We start from the raw sequence: 21,876 nt of genomic DNA on the forward strand, positions 1-21,876 counted from the left end.
GTACATTGCCGGTTTGGTATCGTGATCGGATACGCTTCGTCGTGCCGGAAGCGTCTTTGGGGTTGATGGGCTAGCAAGGCGATGAGTGGAAGCGATTTGCTTGATAATCAGCAATGAGGTCATCGCTGTTGCGGCCTCTTGCGCGTAGCGCCAGCGCGACAGACGACCGGTCACATGCCATCCGGGAACCTGAGATGCATATTCAGCGACATGGATGTTCGGTACTTTACTTCCCTGCGCCGCAGCGCGTGCCGCGTCGGGAGAAGACAACTTGGGGAATGTAGTGGAGGGTTTAATCTACGGCGCATGCCTGCTGATATTGATGTGCTTCGGCATGCTGTACGCCCTGTTCAAGGGCGGGAAAAGCTGGTGGAGCAGGATCAATACGGTCGGGATCGTGGTGTTGATCGATCTGGCAGTGATCGGGGTCGTCATCCTGCTCGATATGTTCATGCCGATGCGGATCAAGGACCTTCTCAATACGCCGATTCCCTGGCTGATGGGGGCGATTCCGGGTTGGTACTACGCGTATCGGGCCAGCCTGGACAAGGTCGCCGTGGCACGGTGAGCGGGAGGTCGCCGCATGGATCGTCGGGTCCGGCAAATGGCGCACGCATGCGGGAGGTATCCGACGCGGCGTGGCAGGGCGGCGTCGGAGCAGTTATCGGGGAAGGCCGGCAGCGTGGGCGGTCCGGCAATGATGGCGGCGGCGCCGGGAAGCGCCGGCCGGCGTCAACAGGTGACGAGCCCGGATGCTCTGGGTTATATCAGCGGTGCCAGATGTGGCGCAAGAATGTCTTCGAGCGTTAACGGTGCGAGGCTGTTTTCTCCTTCGCACAATTCAAACAGATAGTTGTTGGCATCGCGATTGCGGAATTCCTGGTCGAAAAGCAGCACGCCGTAATGGCCGTTGCGGTCGTAGAAGAAATGGTCCGCCGAGTTTTGGTCGACCTCGCAGTGGCCGAAGCAGACAAAGTCGGCATTCATGCGCGCGATGTCATCGTCCGGAAAATCCTCGCTGTCGCGGTAGTCTTCCCAGCACCATTTGGCGTCGAGGACGTCGACCAGGCCACCGAAAGGATGGGGGAAGCCGGGGCGCGAGCTGAACGTGAGGGCAAAGCCATCGATGTTGATGTCGATGGAAAATCCACCGAGCGTAAGCAGAATGTGCTTGAGATCGGGCGGGACGGGAAAGCCGGTTTTCTGCTCGATGGCGGCGATGGATTGCGCCGTTTCGCAGGGCGAGAAATCGTGGCGCGAGCGTGGCGCACCGGGTGCCGCGGCCCGTTCTTTCAGGGCGTGCAGCGCGGTCAGGATGGTGGGAAGGGATGGTGTCATGCAGAGCCTGATGGTGAGGTGTGGAGGGCTGGCTGGGGCGGCGCGTTTCGTGCTGAGACAGGGCAGGTCTGAGCACGGCTTGTCGAGATCATCGCCGCTTTCACGCGCACTGACAAGTAGCCGCACGGCCGCTTGGAATGCCGGTACCGGTGGACATCAATGTTATCTATATGTGGGACAGGGAGCAGCTGCTGCTGTATTGGGAAGACTATTTCTTGAACGCCGTGCTCGCAACCCCATGCCGCGCCGATCAGTCATCAAGGAGTATGATCGTGTGAATGCAAAAAAAGGTTTCGCGCCGAAGCGGGAAACCCTGTTCTGTACTGCTGTATTCGTGGTAGGCCGTGCGGGATTCGAACCTGCGACCAACGGATTAAAAGTCCGCTGCTCTACCAGCTGAGCTAACGACCCGAAGAAGCAAGATTATAGGGGGCATCCACGCTTCTGTCAAATGCCCCAGCACACATTTTTTACCGTGGTGTGACGCTCAGCTTACTTCAGCACCGCCAGCCGGTCCTTGGCCGCCTGCGCCGCGCTCGACTCCGGATACTTGGCGACCAGGTCCTTGAGCGCCTTCCTGGCGTTCTTGGTGTCCTTCAACTCGGTGTAGCTGCTGGCGATGTTGAGCATCGCGTCCGGCGCCTTGGCGCTGTCGCGGTACTGGCTCACCACCAGTTCCTGGGCCGAGATGGCGTTCTTGTAGTCGCGCAGCGCGTAGTAGGCGTTGCCCAGCCAGTACTGCGCGTTGGCGGCGTAGCCCGAGGCCGGATAGCGGCGCACGAAGTCGCCCAGCGCCGAGGCCGCGCTCTTGTAGTCGCCGCCCTTGAACAGGGCCATGGCCGCGTCGTAGGTGCGCTGCTCGTTCGGATCGACCGCAGCCTCGCGTCCGTCGATGGTCACCTGGCGCGGCTCGAGCTTGCGCAGGCGCTCGTCGAGGTCGGTGTAAAAATCTTTCTGGCGCTTCTGGGCATTGGCCAGTTCGTTGGTCAGCACTTCCACCTGGCCGCGCAATTTGGCGATCTCGGACAGGGTCTGCTCCTGCTGGTTCACCATGTCGAGCGCGCTGCTGCGGTCGGACTTGCTGTCGATGCGGGCATTGAGCTCGCGCGCGATGGTGTCGACCTTGGCGCGCAATTCGAGGATGGCCTTGCGTGCTTCATCATCGTCGAGCAGGCCGGCGTGGCTCTGCAGCGGCACCCAGGCGGCCAGCGCCAGGCAGGCGGCGGCAATGCGGGACTTGGACAGTGTGATCATGATCGTGACTCTTTCAAAACCGTTGAAACTACAGCACCGTGGCACAAGGTCAGCGGGGCGGGCACAGTTCGCACTGCGCGCCGCCCCGATGGTCCGGATGCCGCTTACGGCAAGCGATTAATAGACGATGTCGGCACGACGGTTTTCGGTCCATGCCGCTTCGCCACCACCGGTCGCTTTAGGCTTTTCTTCGCCCAGCGAGACGGCTTCCATCTGCGACTCCGCTACGCCCAGCGACGCCATCGATTTACGAACGGCTTCAGCACGTTTCTGGCCCAGTGCCAGGTTGTACTCGGTGCCGCCGCGTTCATCGGTATTGCCCTGGATGATGATCTTGCGGGTCTTGTTCTTGGTCAGGTAGCCGGCGTGGTTCTCGACGACCGGTTTGCCATCTTCGCGCACGACGTAGCTGTCGAGGTCGAAGTAGATGCTGCGGTTAGCCAGCACGCCTTTTGGATCGTTGACCGGATCGATGACCGATTCGGTCGTTTGGGTGGTGACTTCGCGCGTGTCGTCTTTCACGACGGTCTTGCCGGCAACCGGCTTTTCGGTCACTTGTACCGGCGTGTCTTTGACCGGGGTGTTGCAAGCGGACAGCAGGGCGGCGCTGGTGACGATGAATGCGAGGGTTTTAAAATTGCGCATGGGTGTTTTCTCCTGGACGGTGTTAAAAATAACGTGAACGATGTTGTTACTGCGATTACTTCATGAAGGGACCCCAGTTGGGCTCCCTGATGTTTCCTGCCTGGGTTGTTAAGCGCTGCTTGACCCTTCCATCGACCGACACCACAGCCAGCGAAGTACGACCGCCGCCTTTGGTTGCGTACATGATGTATTTGCCGTTTGGCGAAAAACTCGGTTCGGTGGCCGCATCGGCCAGGCGCAGTTCCTGGCCGCTGGCCAGGTCCATCGCATAGAGGGAATAGCCACCGTCACGCTGGGATACCCAGGCCAGGGTTTTGCCGTCCGAGGAGACGCGCGGGCTGATATTGTAACTGCCATTGAAGGTCACGCGTTGCGCGTTGCCGCCGGCCGCTGGCATTTTGTAGATTTGCGGACCGCCGCTGCGGTCGCTGGTGAAATAGATGGTCTGGCCGTCGGCCGAGAATTGCGGCTCGGTGTCGATGCCGTTACTGTTCGACACGCGGCGCAGGCCGCTGCCGTCGATGCCCACCACATACACCTGGGTGTGGCCGTCTTTCGACAATGCCATCGTCAGGCGCGTGCCGTCGGGCGACCAGGACGGTGCCGAGTTGCTGCCTTTTTCATTGACCACGATCTTGCGCGCGCCCGTGACCAGGTCTTGCACATAGATGATCGGCTTGCGCTTTTCGAACGAGACGTAAGCGACCTTGCCGCCGTCGGGCGACCATGACGGCGAAATGATCGGTTCGTTCGAGCGCACCGCGACCTGCACGCCTTCGCCATCGGCGTCGGCGATTTCGAGGCGGTAGTCGCGCGCGCCGCGGTTTTCATTCACGTAGGCGACGCGGGTGGAAAAGGCGCCGCGGCTGCCGGTCAGTTTTTCGTAGATGTCGTCGGCGATCTTGTGGGCCGACAGGCGCGTGTATTTCGGCTGCGCGGACTGGGTCATGCCCGACAACTGGCTGGTCTTGATGGTGTCGTGCAGCTTGTAGCGCACTTCAAAGCGGCCATCGGCCAGTTTCTGCACGCTGCCGACCACCAGCGCATCGGCGCCGCGCGACTTCCAGCTGCCGTAGTCGATGGAGGACGTGTCCGACAGGGTGCCGGCGTCGATGATCTTGAAAACGCCGCTGCGTTCGAGGTCGGCCCGGATAATGGCCGACACCTGGGCCGGCGCCACGCCTTCGTCGGCGAAGGCGGCAATGGCGATCGGGATCTGGTTATTGCCGTAACCGGCGATTTCAATCTTCAGCTGGGCCTGGGCGCTGGCGCCGGTGAGCAAGCTTGCGCTGAGTATCAGATAGTGTAGTTTCTTCATGGTTCCATTCGGTGAAAAATCGTGGCGCGTGAAGGTGGATCAGTTCATTTCTTTCAGGGCGAAGCCAATTTCGAGAGAGCGTTCTACCGTACCATCTTTTTTCTTTGGCAGTGGTGACGATTTGATAATGCTTTTTTCCACAGCATCATCGAAAGCGGCGACACCGCTGCTCTTGACCAGTTTGACCGAGATGATCTCGCCGGTCGGCAATTGTTCGATCCGGAACACCGCCCTCGGATTGCCGGAATAGGCTTCGCTGTTCACATAGCCACCCTTGGCGTTCTTGATCTTGGCGGTGATGCTGGCAATGTAGCCGGTATCGCTGCGCGGCGCGCTCGATTTCTCGGCCTCGCCGGCGCCGCCGGCAGCCCCGGTGATTCGGCGCATTTCATCGGCCCGCATTTTATCGAGTTTTTTCTGCTCCTCGGCGGCCTTTTTATCCTTGGCGGCTTTTTCCTGGGCCAGTTTCTCGGCCTTGTCGTCGGCTTGCTTTTCAGCCTGCTTCTCGGCCAGCTGCTTTTGCTGGTCCTGCTTCTGCTGTTCCAGCTTTTTCTGGTCGAGTTTCTTCTGCTCGTCGAGTTTCCTCAGTTCGAGCAGTCTCTTTTCTTCAGCCAGTTCCTTGCGCGCTTTTTCAAGCGCCTGTTTTTCCTCAAGCAAGCGCTCCTGCTTGCGCTTTTCTTCCTTGAGCTTCTTTTCGCGTTCGAGCGCGATGTCCGGCCTGGCGACCGGCGGCTTTTCCACCGGCGGCGGTTCGACCGGCTTCGGAATGACTTTTTCGACCAGCTTCGGCGGCGGCGGTGGCGGCTGGCGCACCGGCGGCGGCGCTTCGCGCGGCTCGGGCGGGGCGGCGGCCGACTCGGTTTTCATGTCCCAGATTTCCGCTTCGGTTTCGGTCGGCACCGTGTTCTGCCAGCTGATGCCGGCCCACAGGAACAGCAGCAGACCGGCGTGCACGGCCAGCGCCAGCGCGACCGACGGGACGCGGCTCGGCTCGGGCGGCACGGTGTAGGGGCCGCTAGGCGCGGCGGCGGGAGTCAGGGGCGCCATCGTCTTCACTTGGTGGCAAGGCCGACCCGGTTGATACCCATCTTTTTCGCTTCCGAGATGAGCTGGATCACGTCGTCGTACTTGCTCTCGCGGTCGCCGGCGATCATCACCGGGTACGCCGGATGCTCGGCGTGCAAGGCGCGCAGGCGGCGCATCACGGCGGCGCGGTCCGCCAATTGCTCGGCCGCGGCACTGTTCTTGCCGTTGATGCCGATGCTCAAGCTGGCGTCAGGTTTCAGCACGATCTGGATATAGTCGTCCGGCGGCAGCGCGGATTTCTCCGCGCTCGGCAGGTTGATCACGCTCGGGCTGTTGGCTGGCGGCACGACCATGAAAATGATCAGCAACACCAGCATCACGTCGATGTAGGGGACGACGTTGATTTCGGACTTGAACTTGCGTTTGCGTCCGCCGCGCAGGCTGCTGGAAAACGATGCCATGAGTGCCTCCGATCAGCGCGACTGGCGCTGCAAGATGTTCGAGAATTCTTCGACGAAGCTCTCGAAGCGGATGGCCAGGCGGTCGATGTCGTGCGTGAAGCGGTTGTAGGCGACCACGGCCGGAATGGCCGCGAACAGGCCGATGGCGGTCGCGATCAGCGCTTCGGCAATCCCGGGCGCGACGGCGGCCAGGGTCGCCTGCTGCACGTTGGCCAGACCGCGGAAGGCGTTCATGATGCCCCATACGGTACCCAAGAGGCCGATGTAGGGCGAGACCGAACCGACCGAGGCCAGGAAGTTCAGGTGCGAGTCGAGCGCGTCGAGTTCGCGCTGGAAGGCGGCGCGCATGGCGCGGCGGGCGCCATCGAGCACGGCGCCGGTGTCGAGCGGATCGCGCTGCGGCGAGGCTTGCTTGCCCTTGATGAATTCGCCCATGCCGGCTTCGAAGATGCGCGCCAGCGCGCCGCTCTGTTCGCGCGTGGTGCTGGCGTTCTGGTGCAGGGTGTGCAGGTTGCCGCCGGCCCAGAAGCTGCGTTCGAACTGTTCGGTCTGCTGGCGGGCGGCGCGCACCGCGAAGGCTTTGCGGAAGATATAGGTCCAGCTCATGATGGACAGGCCCAGCAACAGTGCCATGATCAATTGCACGATCAGGTGCGCGTTACCGATCAGGGCGATAAAGGAAAGGTCTTGGGCTGCATTCATTGGCGTTGGAATTTTCTAGGTGTGAAGTGTCAGGCGGCACGCATTTTAGCAGCGGTGGCGTCGGGCAGGGCGCGTGGACGCAGGGTGACTGCGTCCACGCAGCCCACTTTGACCGTCGCGCTGGCCAGCAAAACATCGCCGTGCCAGGCTTGCTGGAGGAACTGGACCGATGCGCGCCCCAGTTTTTCTATACTCAATGTCAAGTTTAATGCATCATCGAGCCGCGCTGGCGCGTGATAGTCGATGCTGGCGTTCTTGACGACGAAGATCGCGCCGTGTTCGTCGCGCAGCGCCTGTTGGCCAACGTTGGCCGCACGCAGCCATTCGGTGCGCGCGCGTTCGAAGAATTTGAGGTAATTCGCGTAAAAAACGATGCCGCCGGCATCGGTGTCTTCGTAATAGACCCGAACCGGCCAACTGAATACAGAGGGCATTTCATTTGCCATAAGTGAATATCGGAAACATTTTACGCGGTTTTTTGCTGTAAATGTACGCAAGCGTACATAAAGATCGGTGCCCGGCGGCCCGGATGGCGCACAAGTAGACGTGAGCCATGCCGAAGTGCCAAGTTCTGTAACAATCGCTTACATGGGCAAGTAGTCTTGTTACGCGGCCGCCGGCGCCGCTGTCAGTTGCGCTTGATCGCGAACGGCCCGAAGCCCTGGCAGGTCGGCATCATCTCGATCATGTTGATGTTGATATGCGGCGGCAAGGTCGCGATCCAGAACGCGGTGGCGGCGATATCCTTGGCCGTGAGCGGGTCGGTACCTTCGTACACCTTGGCCGCTTTGTCGTCGTCGCCCTTGAAGCGCACGTTCGAAAACTCGGTCCCGCCGCACAATCCCGGTGCCAGGTTGGTCGCGCGCACGCCGGTGCCCACCAGGTCGGCGCGCAGGTTCAGGGTGAACTGGTCCACGAACGCCTTGGTCGCGCCGTACACATTGCCGCCCGGGTAAGCATAGTTGCCGGCCACCGATCCCAGATTGATGATCAAGCCGCTGCCGCGTTCGACCATGGCCGGCAGCAGCGCCCGCGTCATGGTCACCAGGCCGGTGCAGTTGGTGGCGATCATGGTTTCCCAGTCGGCCAGCGGGGCTTCGTGGGCCGGCGCCGTGCCCAGCGCCAGACCGGCATTGTTGATCAGCACATCGACCTGGCGCCATGATTGCGGCAGCATCGACAAGGCTTCGTTGATGGATTCCTTGCAGGTGACATCCATGACGAGCGGCAAAGCCAGGTCGCCCAGTTCGGCCGCGAGGGCTTCCAGGCGGTCCTTGCGGCGCCCGCTGATGACGACCTGATGGCCGTTGTTGACGAAGGTACGCGCCATTTCGGCGCCGAAGCCGGCCGAGGCGCCGGTGATGAAAACGATCATAGTGGTGTCCTGGAGAAGTGCAAAGCTGTGCCGGATTGTAGCCCAAGTGACCAGATTGACCGCCACCTGCCATTTAGGCAATCCCATTCCTTGCCCTATTCAAGGACTTAACTTACAATTTGGGCTCCATTACGTCTCACGTAACTGGCGAAAAGTCGCGGCGCATAGCTGCCTGGCGGCGAAAGGTGGGCATCCACCGGGGAACGTGAGATTTCATCAGCCGTTCGCCTGGGCAGCCACCGATGGAAGCGCACGATGAGGCTGCCTGTTCCATTTCCAACGGCTCCCCTCATTCGATCCTTGCATATCAGGTGCCTCGCACTCTTATCGATTGGAGTTTTTTCATGTTTTCAAAAGAACACACGCTCGCCCATGTTGACCCGGAATTGTGGGGCGCGATCCAGAAGGAAAACGCACGCCAGCAAGATCACATCGAGCTGATCGCGTCCGAGAACTACACCTCGCCAGCGGTCATGCAAGCCCAGGGCTCGCAGCTGACCAATAAATATGCCGAAGGCTATCCAGGCAAGCGCTACTACGGCGGCTGCGAATTCGTCGACGTCGCGGAACAACTGGCGATCGACCGTGTCAAACAGCTGTTCGGCGCCGAAGCGGCCAATGTGCAGCCCAATTCCGGCTCCCAGGCCAACCAGGGCGTGTTCTTCGCCATGCTCAAGCCGGGCGATACCATCATGGGCATGTCGCTGGCCGAAGGCGGCCACCTGACCCACGGCATGGCGCTGAACATGTCGGGCAAGTGGTTCAATGTGGTGTCGTACGGCCTGACCGAACAAGAAGACATCGACTACGAGGCCATGGAGCGTCTTGCGCATGAGCACAAGCCAAAAATGATCATCGCCGGTGCATCGGCGTTTTCGCTGAAAATCGACTTCGAGCGTTTCGCCAAGGTCGCCAAGGCAGTGGGCGCTTACTTCATGGTCGACATGGCGCACTACGCCGGCCTGATCGCAGCGGGCGTATATCCCAACCCGGTGCCGCACGCCGACTTCGTCACCTCGACCACGCACAAATCGCTGCGCGGTCCGCGCGGCGGCATCATCCTGATGAAAGCCGAGCACGAAAAAGCCATCAATTCGGCCATCTTCCCTGGCATCCAGGGCGGCCCGCTGATGCACGTGATCGCCGGTAAGGCAGTTGCCTTCAAGGAAGCGCTGGAGCCATCGTTCACCGAGTACCAGAAGCAGGTCGTGAAAAACGCCGACGCACTGGCCAAGGCGCTGATCGCGCGCGGCCTGCGCATCGTGTCCGGCCGCACCGAGTCGCACGTCATGCTGGTCGACCTGCGCGCCAAGAACCTGACCGGGAAAGAAGCCGAAGCCTTGCTGGGCGCCGCCCACATGACCTGCAACAAGAACGGCATCCCGAACGACCCGCAAAAACCGTTCGTGACTTCCGGCATCCGCCTCGGCAGCCCGGCCTTCACCACGCGCGGCTTCAAGGAAGACGATGCGACCACGGTCGGCAACCTGATCGCGGACATCCTCGACAACCCGAACGACGCCGCTGTCGTGGAGCGCGTCAAGGCCGAAGTCAAGAAGCTGACCGACAAGTATCCGGTCTACGCGGCTTGATCTAAGCTCACTCACAGCAGCGGCCGGCGCCCCATGAAATGTCCTTTCTGTCAGCATGAAGATACGCAGGTCCTCGATACGCGCGTATCCGAGGAGGGCGATTCAATCCGGCGCCGGCGCCGCTGCGCCAAGTGCGACAAGCGCTTCACCACCTATGAACGGATCGAATTGTCGATGCCGATCATGGTCAAGAAAAACGGCAGCCGCACCGAGTACGCCTCGGTCAAGCTGCGCGGCAGCCTGATGCTGGCGCTGCGCAAGCGGCCCGTGTCGGCCGAGGCCATCGACCAGGCCGTCGCGTCGATCGAGGAAAAACTGCTCACCAGCGGACAGCGCGAGGTCGATACCGGCCACGTGGGCGAGCTGGTCATGCAGGAACTGAAACGCCTCGACAAGATTGCCTACATCCGCTTCGCATCGGTCTACAAAAACTTCGAGGACCTGGCCGAGTTCCAGGAAGCGATTGCCGAAGTAGGCCACGAACGCAAACCGCGTAAATAGTTCAGCTCACACCTTTGAGGCAGGCCATGCATGCCTGTCCGCAGCGCTGTTAACGTAACTCCCAAGCGATCCGGATCACCAGTTCACCGACCTTGCAGCCCTTGCTGACAGGCTGCGGCGGTATGACGGGGCGCGTCGTTCAACGCGTCGTCTAACGCGTCGTCTAACGTTGCGGGGGAGTCATGCGGTCAAAGCGGAACCATGTCGCCGGCGGATTCACGCTCATCGAAGTGCTGGTCGCGGTGCTGCTGCTGGTCGTCGGCATCCTCGGCGCGCTGGGCACCCAGGTCGCGGCGCTGCGCACCCGCCAGGAATCGAGCCTGATGTCGCGCGGGGTGCATCTGGCCAGCAGCCTGGCCGAACGCATGCGCGCCAATGCCGCGCAAATGCAGTTAAGCGACGCCATCAATCCCTATTTGCAACTGCGCTACCAGGCGGGCGAAGGTGCGCCGCCGCCCGCGCCCGTCCAATGCTACGGCGCGGGCCGCTGCGACAGTGCGCAACTGGCCCGTTTCGATATCGCCGACACGGTGGCCGCGCTGCACGCCGGCTTTCCGGGCGGGCGCATCGCGGTCTGCCGCGACGCCGCCGTGTGGGACGATGCGAGCCGGGCGCTGGCGTGGGAATGCGCGGGCGCGGCCGGGGCGCCGGTGGTCATCAAGCTCGGCTGGCAGGGGCGGCGCGCGCAACGCGCCGGGTCCGGCCCCGCCGCGCCGTCCGCGCCGGCGGTGGCGGTGATGCTCGGGACGGGGACGCCATGAGGGCGCGCAGCGGCTCGCGCAGGTGGCGCCAGACCGGCCTGGGTCTGGTCGAACTGCTGGTCGCGCTGGTGCTCGGCCTGCTGGTGAGCCTGGCGGCGGCAGCGCTGCTGGTGTCCGCCCAGTCCGGCTACGCCGCGCAGCACCAGCTGGCGCAGACCGACGACGCCGGCCGCTTCGCGCTCGAGACCATCGAACGGGCGGTGCGCCAGAGCGCCTGGGTCGACCTCGAGCGCGAGGACGCGCCGCCGGCGCCGGCCGCGACGGCCGCCCGCATCGGCGGGCTGGACGACCATGTGCTGGCGCGCAGCGGGCCGGGCATCGACAATGCGCGGCCGGGCGGCGTCAACGGCAGCGATGTGCTGGTGCTGCGCTTCGATGGTGCGGGAGCCGGACCGGACGGCGACGGCAGCGTGCTCAGCTGCGCCGGGTTCGCGCTTGGCACCGGCCATGAGGGCTGGAGCATTTTCTATGTCGCTGCCGGCGCCGCCGGCGACGCCGAACTGCGCTGCAAATACCATGGCCAGAAGAACTGGCGCAGCGATGCCGTGGTGGGCGGGGTCGATACCTTCCAGGTGCTGTACGGGCTCGATACCGACGAGCCCGGCGACGGCTTGCCCAACCAGTACCTCGGCGCCGGCGCCGTCAACGCGCTCGACGCCGCCTTGATGCTCGATGGTGCGACCCCAAGCGAGCGCGAGCGCGACCTGCGCCGCAAGACCCACTGGAAGCGCGTCGCCAGCGTCAGGGTGGCGCTGTTGCTGCATGGCGCGCGCGGCGGCGCCGGCGGGCGCGAGCCGATTGCCTACGAGCTGTTCGGCCCCGGCTACAGCGGCGCCGGCGACCCCGGCACGCGGATCGACGAAGCACTCCTGGCGCCGGCGCAGCGCTGGCGCGAGCGGCGCATGTTCGCCACCACCATCGTGATGCGCAACGCGGCCATGTGAATCCCATGCAAACACTTCCATGCCAACGTGAGCGCCAGGAGGGCGCCGTGCTGCTGACGGCGCTGTTCGTGCTGCTGGCGCTGATGATCCTCGGCGTGTCCGCCGCCCGCAGCGCACTGAGCAGCGAAAAATCGGCGCGCCACGAGCGCGACCGGCAGATCGCCTTTGCCGCGGCCGAGGCGGCGCTGGCCGATGCCGAACACGATATCGAGGGCGGCAGCGATCCCTCGTCCGAGCGCGCCGCACTGTTTGCACGTGGCAATGCGCTCGGCTTCGTGGATGGCTGCGGCGCCGGGCGCGACATCAATGCCGGCTTGTGCCTGCACGTGGCCGGCCAGCCGGCGTGGCAGAGTGTCGATCTGTCGGGCAATGACGGGCCGCAGGCGGCCGGCGTGGCGTACGGCCGCTTCACCGGTGCGCAGCTGCCGGCGGGCAAGGGCACACTGCCGCTGCGCGCGCCGCGCTACCTGATCGAACTGTTGCCGCACACCCAGGCCGGCGCCGATGCCGCCCGTCCGCCCGGCAACTTTTACCGCATCACCGCGATCGGATTCGGCTCGCTCGATGCGACCCGGGTAGTGCTGCAAGCGTTTTACCTCAAGGCGGCGCCGGAGGAGGGGGCATGAACGCCACCATTGAGCGCTGGCTGGCGTCGCTGCCCGCTTCACTGTTCGCTGCGCTGCTCATCTGCTGGGCCTGCGTGGCCGGCGCCGCGCCGCCGCTGTTGCAGGTGCCCGACGGCGTGCTCGGCGCACCCGGCCAGATTCCGCCCAACCTGCTGATCAATCTGTCGCTCAGCTTCGCCGACGCCGGCGCCGCCTATCGCGACACGTATGCGGGGGCGACCGATTATCCCGGCTACTTCAACCCGCGCCTGTGCTACCGGTATCCGATGAAGGCGCATGCGCGCTCGGTAAGCGAGCCCGACTTGGACGAACGCCTCGGGCATTTTGCACCGGTCGGCCCGGTGGGGACGGACCTTGGCTGCGGCGGCGCTGCGTTCAGCGGCAATCTGCTGAACTGGGCCACGGCCGCGACCCTGGACCTGGTGCGCCTCGGCCTGACCGGCGGCGACCGCGTGCTCGACGACCCGGGCATCACCGTGCTACAGCGCGCCTGGCTGCCCGATGGCGCGGCGCACGTCGATTTTTACGCGAACGCCCTGCATTTCCCGCGCAAGATGCTGCCCGCCGTCCAGAGCGCGGTGCTGACTCCGTTCGGCAAGATCGACCTGGTTATCGTGTCGTGCCGCAACCGCGTGCTGTTCAGCGATACCCAGAAAGGCAAAAGTTGCGACGCTCCGCGCTACGGCAAGAGTGGGACCCGGCTGGCGTCCGATAAATTTCATGGCGAATTTCTCGCACGGGTGCGCGTTTGCACGCCCGAGGACAGCGCCAGCCGCCCAGCCCTGTGCCGCCCGTACGGCGGCGCGTTCAAACCGGAAGGCGCGCTGCAGCGGCATGCGGCAAGCGGACGTATCGGCGTGATGGCCTATGCTGCTGGCGAGCGCGAGCAGGGCGGCGCGCCCGATGGCGGCGTCCTGCGCGCGCCGCTCAAGTTCATTGGCGACCAGGCCATCGCGCCCCCGCGCTACGAGGCGCAGCCCAACCAGCGCGCCGAATGGAGCGCCAAGACCGGCGTGTTCGTCCCCAATCCCGACCGTGGCAGCGGCGCGGCCAGCGGCAGCATTGCCGCCATCAATCTGGCGGGCCGGAGCAAGCCGGCCAGCGCCGGCAGCTACGCCGCCAGCGACCCCGGCGCGGAACTGTTTTACGAAGCGCTGCGTTATGTACAGGGCCGCGAAGCGAGCGCGCCAGCGGGCGGCGTCGCGCCGGATGGCTTGCCGGTGTGGTCGAGCCGCGCCGATCCGGTGACCGCCGCCTGCCAGCGCAACGTGATTGCCACCATCGGCCACCCGGCCTTTATCGACGACCGCCACGTGCCGGGCAACACCCAGGCCGGGCGCAAGGACGCCGCGCGCGCCGCCGATGGCTTCGCCCCGGTCCGTTTCGACGTCATGCAGGCAACGCGCCGCGTCGGCGAGATGGAAGCCGACCGCGGCGGCGCCTACGGCAATAGCGCCCCGCGGGCCGAATTGAGCGAGCTCGACAAACGCAGCGACGGGCCGAACGGCGCCGGCAGCCTGTACCTGGCCGGCGCGGCCTGGTGGGCGCACACCAACCCGATCCGGCGCGACAAGCCGGTCACCATCACCAGCATGGCGCTCGAGCTGGGCGTACCGGAACGCGAGCGCACCAGCGCGCTGTACCTGGCCGCCAAGTACGGTGCCTTCGACGACCGCAACGGCGACGCCAATCCCTTCATCACCAGCGGCGAGCGGCGCGACGATACCGAGTGGCGCGCTGCCGGCGGCAGTCCGGCCGGCTTCTTTGGCGCCAGGGATGCGTTTGCGATCGGGCCCGCCATCGACGCCCTGTTCGCCGCTGCGGGTTCCAGCGGCGGCGACACGCCCGGTGCGCTGGTGGCCAGCCCCGTCAGCAAGGGGCGCGGCTTCGTGCTCCAGGCCAGCGGCGACCTGTCCAGGGCCAGCGGCAGCTTGCGGCGGCGCGCGCTGACCGTGGGCAAGGACGGCGCACCGTCCATCTCGGACAAGGTGGAATGGGATGCCGCCGAACTCCTCACCGGCAACGATGGCGTGCGGCCAGCGCTGCCGCCCCGCATGGCGCCGGCGGCGCGCAAGATCTTCACGCTGGCCTACCAGCCCGACAAAACGGTGACGGTCCCGTTCGACTGGGCCAGCCTGCCAAAGGAATCGCGCGCCTTGCTGGACGTTGCCGTTGCCGGCGGCGCGCCGGACGGACTGGGCGAAGCGCGCACGGCCTTCCTGCGTGGCGGGCGCGACAGGGAGGAAGGCCAGCCGGGCGGCGTCTTGCGGCGCCGCGCCAGCGTGCTCGGCGACGTGGTTCACAGCGTGCCCCTGCTGGTCGGGCCGCCGCCGCCGTCGCGCGGCGACCTGGCCTATCTCGACTTCCACAAGCGCCAGCGCGAGCGGCCTGGCGTGGCCTATGTCGGGGCCAACGACGGCATGCTGCACGCTTTCGACGCCGCCAGCGGCGCCGAACTGTTTGCCTATGTGCCGCACGCCTTGACGCCGGTGCTGGCGCGGCTGGCCGACCCCGGCTACCGCCACCGGCCGTATGTCGACGCCAGCGCCGGCAGCGGCGAAGCGCTGGTCGACGGGCGCTGGCGCACCATTCTCGCCTCCGGCATGGGCATGGGTGCGCGCGGCGTGTTCGCGCTCGACATCTCCGATCCGGCCGCTTTTCATACCGGTCTTGGCGCGCTGTGGGAATTCACCGGCCGCGACGACCCGGCCATGGGACATGTCGCCGCGCCGCCGCTGGTCGTCAGGTTCCGGATTGCCGTCAAGGATGGGGTGCCGCAGTACCGCGACTTTGTCGTCGTCGCCAGCGGCATCAACAACGGCGCCGGGGATGGCAGCGGCGCGCTGTTCCTGCTCGCGCTCGACAAGCCGGCCTCGGAGCGCTGGCAGCGCGGCGTCAATTACTACCGCTTCCTCACGCCGGTGGCCGATCCGTCGCAGCCCAACGCGCTCTCGCCTCCGGCGCTGGCGCTGGCGGGCGACGCCAGCGTGCGCCATGCCTACGCCGGCGACTTGCAGGGCCGGCTGTGGCGCTTCGATTTCAGCGGATCGGCGCCGTGGAGCTCGGCGGTGTCGCCCCTGTTCGACGCGCGCGACGCCGGCGGCAGGCCCCAGCCCATCGCGCACGCGCCCCGGATCGTGTTCGCGCCCGGCGGCGGCTACCTCGTGCTGTTTGGCACCGGCAAGTTCATCGAACTGGCCGACACGCAGCGCGGCAGCTTTCTGCCGCAATCGTTTTACGCCGTCCACGATGCCCTGGACAAGCAGCCGCCGATCTCGCGCGCCCGGCTCGTGCCGCGCATCCTGAGCGGCACGGCGCGCTACGCAGTGGCGGGCGCATCCGCCGAGCTGGATGGACTGGACGGGGAAAACGCGCCGAAAGGCTGGTTCTTCGATTTTCCCCATACCGCCGTCGACGGCGAGCGCGTCGCAGGCAGCCCGCTGTCCCGGGCCGGAACCCTGATCGTCGACACCTTGCTCCCTGGCGCCGACCCATGCAGTGCGCCGGCGTCGCGCAGCTATGTGCTCGACGCGCTGAGCGGCCTGGCCATCGGCGCCGATGGCCGCGTGCGTTCCGGCGAGAGCACGGGCGAGCGCTACTCCGCGCTGGCCGGCGTGCCGCCGCTGCTGATCGAGACCGCCGCCAGCACCGGCGCGCGCGGCGCCACCGGCCGCGCCGAGGCGGCGCACACCTACGCCATCGTGCGCCCGCAGGAGGGCGGCAAGGCGGCGCCGGCCCAGCAGGTAAGCATCCGTTACCCGTCGCGCCGCCTCGGCTGGCGCGAGGTGCACAACTGGCAAGACCTGCACGATGCGGCAAAGGAAAAATAGTCACCCAGCGAAAGGAAACGGCAATGAAAACCAGTCGAGGCTTTACCCTGATCGAAACCATGATCGTGATGACCATCATCGCGCTGCTTGCCGCGCTCGCCTATCCCGGATACCAGGGCTTCGTGGTCAAGGCGCGCCGCGCCGAAGCCCAGGCGGTGCTGCTCGATCTGATGCAAAAGCAGGAGCGCTACTACACGCAGCACAACCGCTACCTTGCTTTCGCGGCCGGCCAGAGCGGTCCGGATCAGGACCATTTCAAATGGTGGTCCGGCAGCAGCGCGCAATCGAGCGCCTACGAACTGCGCGGCAAACCCTGCGCCGGCCAGGAGATCGCGCGCTGCATCGTCATCGAAGCCATTCCCGGCACCGACCGGGTTGACGCCACCTTCCGCGATGGCGAATGCCAGACCCTGACGCTCAACAGCGCCGGTGAACACAGCGCCAGCGGCAGCGCCGCCGGTTGCTGGCCATGACGCGCGCAGCACCGCCGCCGGCGAACGCGTTTTCGCTGGTCGAGCTGATGGCGGTCCTGCTCATCGCCGCCATTGCGCTGGCCGTCGCCGTGCCGGACCTGCGCGCCATGATCCGCCTGTACCAGCTCAACGCCGCCGTGAACGACTTGTCCGGCGCCATCGGCCTGACGCGCGCGCAAGCGATGGCACGCGGCCAGCGCGTCGTTCTCGCACCGCTTGAACCCGCCGGTACCGACTGGAGCCTGGGCTGGGTAGCGTTTGTCGACCACGACGGCGACCGCCGCCCCGGGGCGTCCGACGAGCTGATCGCCACGCACGGCCCGGTCGGCAAGGGCATCGTCGTCAGCGCCGTGTTTTCCAGCCAGAAGCTGCCCGATTACCTGGCCTACAACAGCGCCGGACGCAGCTGTACTGCGACCAGCAGCGCGGCGGCGCGCTGGGGCACGCTGTCGCTGTTCCAGGGCGAGCAGACGCGCCGCATCAAGATCAACATGCTCGGCCGCGCCCGCGTGTGCGATCCGGCGCGCGACGGCGCAAACTGTGAAGGGGAAGAGGAGGAGTCTTAGCGGTGACAGTGAAAACCGGCGCGGCGATGGCATTGTCACCGGCATCGCGATTGCTCCGACACGGCGTGGCGTTTGCCTCGTTACCTGGGCAGCGCTTGCTCCGTCACCGGTGCGGCGTCTGCCACGTCGCCGGCGCGGGCAAAGGCGCGCCGCGGCGAACGGCGAAAAAGCGGCCATCGCACCCGCCCCGGCGGGAACGGCTGTCTTGGCGTAAAATCGCGGTCAGCCATTTACGCTGGGACACTTGTGCAATTACTTACTGATTCAGCAGCCATGAGCCTGGCCCTCGACTGGGCCGCCAAAGGGCTGTACACCACCTCGCCGAACCCGCGTGTCGGCTGCGTGATCGTGCGCGACGGCGTGGTCATCGGCGCCGGTCACACGCAACCGGCCGGACAGGCCCACGCCGAAGTCCAGGCCCTGCGCGACGCCGAGGCCCGCGGTAACGACGTACGCGGCGCCACCGCCTATGTCACCCTGGAACCGTGCAACCATTTCGGACGCACGCCACCGTGTTCGGATGCTCTGGTGCGCGCCGGCCTGGGCCGCGTCGTCGCCGCCATGGTCGACCCCAATCCGCTGGTCGCCGGGCAAGGGCTGGCCAAGCTGGCGGCGGCCGGCATCGCCGTCAGTTCCGGACTGCACGAAGCCGAGGCGCGCGAACTGAACATCGGCTTTCTGTCGCGCATGCAGCGCGGCTTGCCATGGGTCCGCCTCAAGACCGCCGCCAGCCTCGACGGCATGACGGCCCTGCACAATGGCGCCAGCCAGTGGATCACCGGTCCGCAAGCGCGTGCCGATGGCCATGCCTGGCGCGCGCGCGCCTGCGCCATTCTCACCGGCATCGGCACGGTCAAGGCCGACGACCCGCAACTGAACGTGCGCGCCGTGGAAACCACGCGCCAGCCGCGCCGCATCATTGTCGACAGCAAGCTCGAGATCGATCCCGCCGCCCGCGTTCTCGCCGGTGCGCCGAGCTGGATCGTGGCCGCCGTGCCCGATCCCGCCAAGGAAGCCGAGCTGCGCGCCGCCGGCCACGACGTCATCCTGCTGCCCAACGAGAGCGGCAAGGTCGACCTGCCCGCCCTGATGCGCGAGCTGGGCCGGCGCGACATTAACGAACTGCACGTCGAAGCCGGCGCCAAGCTCAACGGATCGATGATCCGCGAAGGCTGCGTCGACGAACTGCTGGTCTACCTTGCGCCGAGCCTGCTGGGCGAAGCCCAGGGCATGTTCGCGCTGCCCGCCTTGACCAGCCTCGACCAGCAAAAGCGCCTGCGTTTTCACGATATTGCCCCGCTGGGCGAGGATCTGCGCATCCTCGCCCGCTTTACCCATACCAAGGAATAGACCAGCATGTTTACAGGAATCGTCGCCGCCGTCGGCAAGATCAGCTCCGTCCAACCACTCGAAGGCGGCCTCGACGCAGGCGTGCGCCTCGACATCGACGCCGGCGGCCTGCCGCTGGCCGACGTCGCCCTGGGCGACTCGATCGCCATCAACGGCGCCTGCATGACCGTGGTCGCCAAGACCGACAGCGCCTTCAGTGTCGACGTCTCGCGCGAAAGCCTCAACTGCACGGTCGGTCTCGACGCCCCGGGCGAAGTCAACCTTGAAAAAGCGCTGACCCTGGCCGAACGCCTGGGCGGGCACCTGGTGTCCGGCCACGTCGACGGGCTGGGGCTGGTGCACCGCTTCGAAGCCGTGGGCGAATCGTGGGAGCTGGTCATCGACGCCCCGCACGACCTGGCCAAGTTCCTCGCCTTCAAGGGCTCGGTCGTCATCAACGGCGTCTCGCTGACCGTGAACCGGGTGCAAGACCTGGACGCCGCCTCGGGCAAGCTGTGCCGTTTCTCGATCAACCTGATTCCGCACACGATCTCGGTCACCACGCTCAAGCACTTGCGCGCCGGCAGCAAGGTCAATCTGGAAATCGACCTGATCGCCCGCTACGTCGAGCGCATGCTCTCGGTCGGCAAGGCCTGACCGGCATCCCCGGCGGTGCACCCGTGTTGCGCCGCCAGTCTTACTAGAACCGAACGGAAGCGCATGACGATTACCCTGCAAGCTGTCACCGAACACAATTTCCACGCCATCATCGAGCTGCCCCTGCTGCCCGAGCAGCAGGACTACCTGGCCAGCAATGCCTATTCCATCGCCCAGGCCAGTTTCTACCCTGACAGCTTCTTCACACGCGCCATCTATCTGGGCGACACGCCGGTCGGCTTCATGTTGTATGCGTCGAATGACGACGATGGCAAGCCGGATGAGTACAGTATCTTCCGCTTCATGATTGCCAGCGGCGAGCAGGGCAAAGGCTACGGGCGGCGCGCCATCGAATTGTTGCTCGATGAAATCCGCAACCGTCCGGGCGCTGCCGCGATTCACATCTGCTACGTGCCCGGCAACCCGATCGCAAAAACGTTTTACGGCAGCCTGGGCTTCGTCGAAACCGGCCTGGATGAGGATGGCGAGATGGTTGCGCAAATCCGCCTGGACGGGGCCGGACAGGAGCCAGGAACTGCCCACGCTTGACCGGCAGTCCCTCAGCGCGGCCGGAAACTTTGCCGGTACTGCTGGGGACTGGTCCCGACCTGTTTGCTGAAACATGCGCGCAAGGCGGCGCTGGTACCGAATCCAGTCGCGTTGGCAACCTGCTCGATTGACAGCGCGCTCGTCTCCAGCAGGGACTGGGCGCGCCGCACCCGCGCGCCAAGCAGCCATTGCAGGGGCGAGGTGCCGGTCTGCTCCAGAAAGCGCCGGCTGAGCGTACGTTTGCTCAGCGCGGCATGCGCGGCGATGGCCTCCAGCGTCAATCCGCGATGCAATTGCGACTCCATCCATTTCAGCACCGGCTGCAGCGCCAGCGACGACGACGGCTCCGGATGCACGATGAACTGCGACTGCCCGCCGCCACGTTCGAGCGGCATCACCGCTGCGCGCGCGGAATCGGCAGCGACCGCGGCCCCGTAGTCGCGCCGCACCAGATGCAGGCACAGGTCGAGTCCGGCCGCAGCCCCGGCCGAGGTCAGTACCTTGCCGTTGTCGACGAACAGCACGTTCGGATCCACGCTCACCGCCGGAAAGCGCCGCGCCAGTTCGCTTGCCGCCAGCCAGTGCGTTGTGGCGCGCTGGCCGTCCAGCAAGCCGCTCGCCGCCAGCAGAAAGGCGCCGGTGCAAATCGACGCGATCCTCGCCCCGCTTGCGGCGGCATTCCTGATGGTCGCCAGCACCGCTTCCGAGGCCGGCGCGTCGATATCGTCGATGCCCGGAACGATCACGGTATGCGCCCCGGCCGCGTGGCCCAGATGAAAGCGTGTGTGCAGGTCGAACAGCCTGGCCGCGACCGAGGGCGCTTCGCCGCACACAAGCACCTCGTACGCTACAGGCAAGCCCGGCACATGAACGCGGTCGAAAATGTCACACGCTGTGGCCAGGTCGAATGGGATGACGCCATGCGGCGCCAGAATGACAATTTTATGCATGGCGCAATTCTAGCGGTCGTATGCAAACGTGTCAGTCCTGGCAACGGGTTTGGCTCAATCCTTGCGCAATATGGCAATCCGGCCAATGTTCAGCCGGCCACCGCGTCCCCATAATCCTGCTTCAACCCAAAGGGGGACCATGGACTCACGACTGAAGCAATTGGAACGCATACGCCACGCGGCCCTATGGGGAGGGGCGACCTTGGTGCTACTGCTCGGCATCGCGGTACCGCTCAAGCATCTTGCCGGCCAATCCGGCCTGGTGACGCTGATGGGGCCGCTGCACGGCATGGCATTTCTCTATTATCTCTCGACCGTCACCAGCAACGTCACGGCCGACGACTGGACCCGCACCGAAGTCGCGCAACTGATCGGCTGCGCCATGCTGCCGCTCGGCGCCTGGTTCAGCATCGGCCTGGTCAAGCGCAAGGCCGCCGCGCTGGCCGGGCCGGCCGCATGATCTACCTGCTCCTGAAAGCGCTGTATATCGTCGCCGTGATGACGTGGATCGGCGGCGTGCTGATGCAGGCATTCTTGTTGCGCACCGTCGTCCGCCAGCGCTTGCCGCTGTTGCCGGACGAGCGCAGCGTGATCGGCGCCGCGGTGCGTTGGGACCGGCGCCTGATCGCTCCGGCGATGCTGCTGGCGTGGGCTTGCGGACTCGGGCTGGCCAGCCAGGGACACTGGTCGATGATGCCCTGGCTGAATCTGAAGCTGGCGCTGGTGCTTGCCTTGTCGGCCGTACACGACATTCAGTCAGGCAGCCTGCGGCGCATGCTCGACAATCCGGCCCGCCCTCCGGCCGCCTGGCTGCGCCACGCAAGCGCCGTGGTGCTGTGCGGCGTGAGCGCGATTGTTTTTCTGGTCGTGCTAAAACCGGGCTGAGGGTGACGAGTGGCGCGGCGGCAGCATGGACGTCGCCGGTGCTCTGTACTGGCCTGATACAAAAAGGGCGCGGCAAGCCTTGGTAGCGCACTGC

Annotated in this window: 24 protein-coding genes, 1 tRNA gene and 1 riboswitch; of the genes, 14 read left to right on the plus strand and 11 right to left on the minus strand. The window is 65.3% G+C overall.

All coding sequences use genetic code 11. The annotated features are described in order from the left end of the window. Window positions 1-283 precede the first annotated feature (283 nt). Window positions 284-568: a hypothetical protein gene (locus F2P45_RS09235; RefSeq protein ID WP_166873207.1), complete on the plus strand. Its 285-nt coding sequence runs from the start codon at window positions 284-286 to the stop codon at window positions 566-568. Window positions 569-762: 194 nt separating this feature from the next. Here F2P45_RS09235 and F2P45_RS09240 read toward each other — a convergent pair whose 3' ends face one another. From F2P45_RS09240 to F2P45_RS09285, 10 genes are all read right to left on the minus strand, one after another. Continuing rightward, window positions 763-1,464 carry an SMI1/KNR4 family protein gene (locus tag F2P45_RS09240; RefSeq protein WP_166873210.1) on the minus strand — a complete coding sequence of 234 codons (702 nt, stop codon included), beginning with the start codon at window positions 1,462-1,464 and terminating at the stop codon, window positions 763-765. Between the two features lie 209 nt (window positions 1,465-1,673). Beyond that, window positions 1,674-1,749: transfer RNA gene (locus tag F2P45_RS09245), tRNA-Lys, on the minus strand. Window positions 1,750-1,830: 81 nt separating this feature from the next. Continuing rightward, the gene (ybgF, locus tag F2P45_RS09250) at window positions 1,831-2,592 is read right to left on the minus strand and encodes a tol-pal system protein YbgF (RefSeq protein WP_166873213.1); all 762 of its coding nucleotides are present in this window, start codon (window positions 2,590-2,592) and stop codon (window positions 1,831-1,833) included. Window positions 2,593-2,709: 117 nt separating this feature from the next. After that, a complete protein-coding gene (gene pal / locus F2P45_RS09255; protein WP_166873216.1) occupies window positions 2,710-3,237 on the minus strand; it encodes a peptidoglycan-associated lipoprotein Pal in 528 nt (175 codons plus the stop codon). A gap of 55 nt (window positions 3,238-3,292) precedes the next feature. Further along, window positions 3,293-4,555 (minus strand): Tol-Pal system beta propeller repeat protein TolB, encoded by a 1,263-nt coding sequence (tolB, locus tag F2P45_RS09260; RefSeq protein WP_166873219.1) that lies wholly within the window; start codon window positions 4,553-4,555, stop codon window positions 3,293-3,295. 39 nt (window positions 4,556-4,594) lie between these two features. Beyond that, complete coding sequence (gene tolA, locus F2P45_RS09265; protein ID WP_166873223.1) at window positions 4,595-5,602, minus strand: cell envelope integrity protein TolA; 1,008 nt, start codon at window positions 5,600-5,602, stop codon at window positions 4,595-4,597. Window positions 5,603-5,607: 5 nt separating this feature from the next. Then, a complete protein-coding gene (locus tag F2P45_RS09270; RefSeq protein ID WP_166873226.1) occupies window positions 5,608-6,042 on the minus strand; it encodes an ExbD/TolR family protein in 435 nt (144 codons plus the stop codon). A 12-nt stretch (window positions 6,043-6,054) separates the two neighbouring features. Further along, window positions 6,055-6,744, minus strand: coding sequence for a protein TolQ (tolQ, locus tag F2P45_RS09275; protein ID WP_166873229.1), 690 nt, complete (start codon window positions 6,742-6,744; stop codon window positions 6,055-6,057). A gap of 29 nt (window positions 6,745-6,773) precedes the next feature. Further along, the gene (ybgC, locus tag F2P45_RS09280) at window positions 6,774-7,178 is read right to left on the minus strand and encodes a tol-pal system-associated acyl-CoA thioesterase (RefSeq protein WP_166873232.1); all 405 of its coding nucleotides are present in this window, start codon (window positions 7,176-7,178) and stop codon (window positions 6,774-6,776) included. Between the two features lie 194 nt (window positions 7,179-7,372). Beyond that, window positions 7,373-8,119, minus strand: a complete 747-nt coding sequence (locus tag F2P45_RS09285; protein ID WP_166873235.1) for an SDR family NAD(P)-dependent oxidoreductase — start codon at window positions 8,117-8,119, stop codon at window positions 7,373-7,375. A gap of 130 nt (window positions 8,120-8,249) precedes the next feature. Continuing rightward, window positions 8,250-8,360, plus strand: a riboswitch (ZMP/ZTP riboswitch). Between the two features lie 103 nt (window positions 8,361-8,463). Here F2P45_RS09285 and glyA point away from each other — a divergent pair. The 11 genes from glyA to F2P45_RS09340 all read left to right on the plus strand — a co-directional run bounded on the left by glyA (window position 8,464) and on the right by F2P45_RS09340 (window position 19,947). Beyond that, entirely contained in the window at window positions 8,464-9,711 is a 1,248-nt protein-coding gene (gene glyA, locus F2P45_RS09290) for a serine hydroxymethyltransferase (protein ID WP_166873238.1), read from the plus strand. Window positions 9,712-9,744: 33 nt separating this feature from the next. Continuing rightward, window positions 9,745-10,212, plus strand: coding sequence for a transcriptional regulator NrdR (gene nrdR, locus F2P45_RS09295; protein WP_166873241.1), 468 nt, complete (start codon window positions 9,745-9,747; stop codon window positions 10,210-10,212). Between the two features lie 182 nt (window positions 10,213-10,394). Next, complete coding sequence (gene pilV, locus F2P45_RS09300) at window positions 10,395-10,973, plus strand: type IV pilus modification protein PilV (protein ID WP_166873243.1); 579 nt, start codon at window positions 10,395-10,397, stop codon at window positions 10,971-10,973. After that, on the plus strand, window positions 10,970-11,917 hold the full coding sequence (locus F2P45_RS09305) for a PilW family protein (protein WP_166873246.1): 948 nt from the start codon (window positions 10,970-10,972) through the stop codon (window positions 11,915-11,917). The genes pilV and F2P45_RS09305 overlap by 4 nt, the downstream gene beginning before the upstream one ends. A 5-nt stretch (window positions 11,918-11,922) precedes the next feature. Continuing rightward, window positions 11,923-12,543, plus strand: coding sequence for a pilus assembly PilX family protein (locus tag F2P45_RS09310; protein ID WP_166873249.1), 621 nt, complete (start codon window positions 11,923-11,925; stop codon window positions 12,541-12,543). Then, window positions 12,540-16,373 carry a pilus assembly protein gene (locus tag F2P45_RS09315; RefSeq protein ID WP_166873252.1) on the plus strand — a complete coding sequence of 1,278 codons (3,834 nt, stop codon included), beginning with the start codon at window positions 12,540-12,542 and terminating at the stop codon, window positions 16,371-16,373. Before F2P45_RS09310 ends, F2P45_RS09315 begins: the two co-directional genes overlap by 4 nt. 23 nt (window positions 16,374-16,396) lie before the next feature. Next, entirely contained in the window at window positions 16,397-16,846 is a 450-nt protein-coding gene (locus F2P45_RS09320) for a type IV pilin protein (RefSeq protein ID WP_166873255.1), read from the plus strand. Then, entirely contained in the window at window positions 16,843-17,412 is a 570-nt protein-coding gene (locus tag F2P45_RS09325; RefSeq protein WP_166873258.1) for a GspH/FimT family pseudopilin, read from the plus strand. The genes F2P45_RS09320 and F2P45_RS09325 overlap by 4 nt, the downstream gene beginning before the upstream one ends. A gap of 273 nt (window positions 17,413-17,685) precedes the next feature. After that, complete coding sequence (ribD, locus tag F2P45_RS09330) at window positions 17,686-18,762, plus strand: bifunctional diaminohydroxyphosphoribosylaminopyrimidine deaminase/5-amino-6-(5-phosphoribosylamino)uracil reductase RibD (RefSeq protein WP_187367158.1); 1,077 nt, start codon at window positions 17,686-17,688, stop codon at window positions 18,760-18,762. A gap of 6 nt (window positions 18,763-18,768) precedes the next feature. Next, window positions 18,769-19,398 carry a riboflavin synthase gene (locus F2P45_RS09335; RefSeq protein WP_166873264.1) on the plus strand — a complete coding sequence of 210 codons (630 nt, stop codon included), beginning with the start codon at window positions 18,769-18,771 and terminating at the stop codon, window positions 19,396-19,398. A 63-nt stretch (window positions 19,399-19,461) separates the two neighbouring features. Further along, on the plus strand, window positions 19,462-19,947 hold the full coding sequence (locus F2P45_RS09340) for a GNAT family N-acetyltransferase (RefSeq protein ID WP_166873266.1): 486 nt from the start codon (window positions 19,462-19,464) through the stop codon (window positions 19,945-19,947). A gap of 11 nt (window positions 19,948-19,958) precedes the next feature. Here F2P45_RS09340 and F2P45_RS09345 read toward each other — a convergent pair whose 3' ends face one another. Next, the gene (locus F2P45_RS09345) at window positions 19,959-20,897 is read right to left on the minus strand and encodes a GlxA family transcriptional regulator (RefSeq protein WP_166873269.1); all 939 of its coding nucleotides are present in this window, start codon (window positions 20,895-20,897) and stop codon (window positions 19,959-19,961) included. Window positions 20,898-21,036: 139 nt separating this feature from the next. Here F2P45_RS09345 and F2P45_RS09350 point away from each other — a divergent pair, with 139 nt between their 5' ends. Together F2P45_RS09350 and F2P45_RS09355 are read left to right on the plus strand one after the other, a co-directional pair. Beyond that, window positions 21,037-21,357, plus strand: a complete 321-nt coding sequence (locus F2P45_RS09350) for a DUF3817 domain-containing protein (RefSeq protein WP_166873272.1) — start codon at window positions 21,037-21,039, stop codon at window positions 21,355-21,357. After that, entirely contained in the window at window positions 21,354-21,782 is a 429-nt protein-coding gene (locus F2P45_RS09355) for a CopD family protein (RefSeq protein ID WP_166873274.1), read from the plus strand. Before F2P45_RS09350 ends, F2P45_RS09355 begins: the two co-directional genes overlap by 4 nt. The last annotated feature ends 94 nt before the right edge of the window (window positions 21,783-21,876 follow it).

Origin of the sequence: Massilia mucilaginosa (assembly GCF_011682145.1) — a bacterium.
In the GTDB taxonomy this organism is placed as follows: Bacteria; Pseudomonadota; Gammaproteobacteria; order Burkholderiales; family Burkholderiaceae_D; genus Telluria_A; species Telluria_A mucilaginosa.

Coding starts and splice junctions, on each gene's coding strand:
- F2P45_RS09340 (WP_166873266.1), top strand. CDS start 19,462: ATGACGATTACCCTGCAAGCTGTCACCGAACACAATTTCCACGCCATC.
- tolB (WP_166873219.1), bottom strand. CDS start 4,555: ATGAAGAAACTACACTATCTGATACTCAGCGCAAGCTTGCTCACCGGC.
- tolA (WP_166873223.1), bottom strand. CDS start 5,602: ATGGCGCCCCTGACTCCCGCCGCCGCGCCTAGCGGCCCCTACACCGTG.
- pilV (WP_166873243.1), top strand. CDS start 10,395: ATGCGGTCAAAGCGGAACCATGTCGCCGGCGGATTCACGCTCATCGAA.
- F2P45_RS09325 (WP_166873258.1), top strand. CDS start 16,843: ATGACGCGCGCAGCACCGCCGCCGGCGAACGCGTTTTCGCTGGTCGAG.
- pal (WP_166873216.1), bottom strand. CDS start 3,237: ATGCGCAATTTTAAAACCCTCGCATTCATCGTCACCAGCGCCGCCCTG.
- tolQ (WP_166873229.1), bottom strand. CDS start 6,744: ATGAATGCAGCCCAAGACCTTTCCTTTATCGCCCTGATCGGTAACGCG.
- F2P45_RS09285 (WP_166873235.1), bottom strand. CDS start 8,119: ATGATCGTTTTCATCACCGGCGCCTCGGCCGGCTTCGGCGCCGAAATG.
- F2P45_RS09335 (WP_166873264.1), top strand. CDS start 18,769: ATGTTTACAGGAATCGTCGCCGCCGTCGGCAAGATCAGCTCCGTCCAA.
- F2P45_RS09315 (WP_166873252.1), top strand. CDS start 12,540: ATGAACGCCACCATTGAGCGCTGGCTGGCGTCGCTGCCCGCTTCACTG.
- F2P45_RS09355 (WP_166873274.1), top strand. CDS start 21,354: ATGATCTACCTGCTCCTGAAAGCGCTGTATATCGTCGCCGTGATGACG.
- F2P45_RS09270 (WP_166873226.1), bottom strand. CDS start 6,042: ATGGCATCGTTTTCCAGCAGCCTGCGCGGCGGACGCAAACGCAAGTTC.
- ybgF (WP_166873213.1), bottom strand. CDS start 2,592: ATGATCACACTGTCCAAGTCCCGCATTGCCGCCGCCTGCCTGGCGCTG.
- F2P45_RS09320 (WP_166873255.1), top strand. CDS start 16,397: ATGAAAACCAGTCGAGGCTTTACCCTGATCGAAACCATGATCGTGATG.
- nrdR (WP_166873241.1), top strand. CDS start 9,745: ATGAAATGTCCTTTCTGTCAGCATGAAGATACGCAGGTCCTCGATACG.
- ybgC (WP_166873232.1), bottom strand. CDS start 7,178: ATGCCCTCTGTATTCAGTTGGCCGGTTCGGGTCTATTACGAAGACACC.
- F2P45_RS09345 (WP_166873269.1), bottom strand. CDS start 20,897: ATGCATAAAATTGTCATTCTGGCGCCGCATGGCGTCATCCCATTCGAC.
- F2P45_RS09350 (WP_166873272.1), top strand. CDS start 21,037: ATGGACTCACGACTGAAGCAATTGGAACGCATACGCCACGCGGCCCTA.
- glyA (WP_166873238.1), top strand. CDS start 8,464: ATGTTTTCAAAAGAACACACGCTCGCCCATGTTGACCCGGAATTGTGG.
- F2P45_RS09305 (WP_166873246.1), top strand. CDS start 10,970: ATGAGGGCGCGCAGCGGCTCGCGCAGGTGGCGCCAGACCGGCCTGGGT.
- ribD (WP_187367158.1), top strand. CDS start 17,686: ATGAGCCTGGCCCTCGACTGGGCCGCCAAAGGGCTGTACACCACCTCG.
- F2P45_RS09310 (WP_166873249.1), top strand. CDS start 11,923: ATGCAAACACTTCCATGCCAACGTGAGCGCCAGGAGGGCGCCGTGCTG.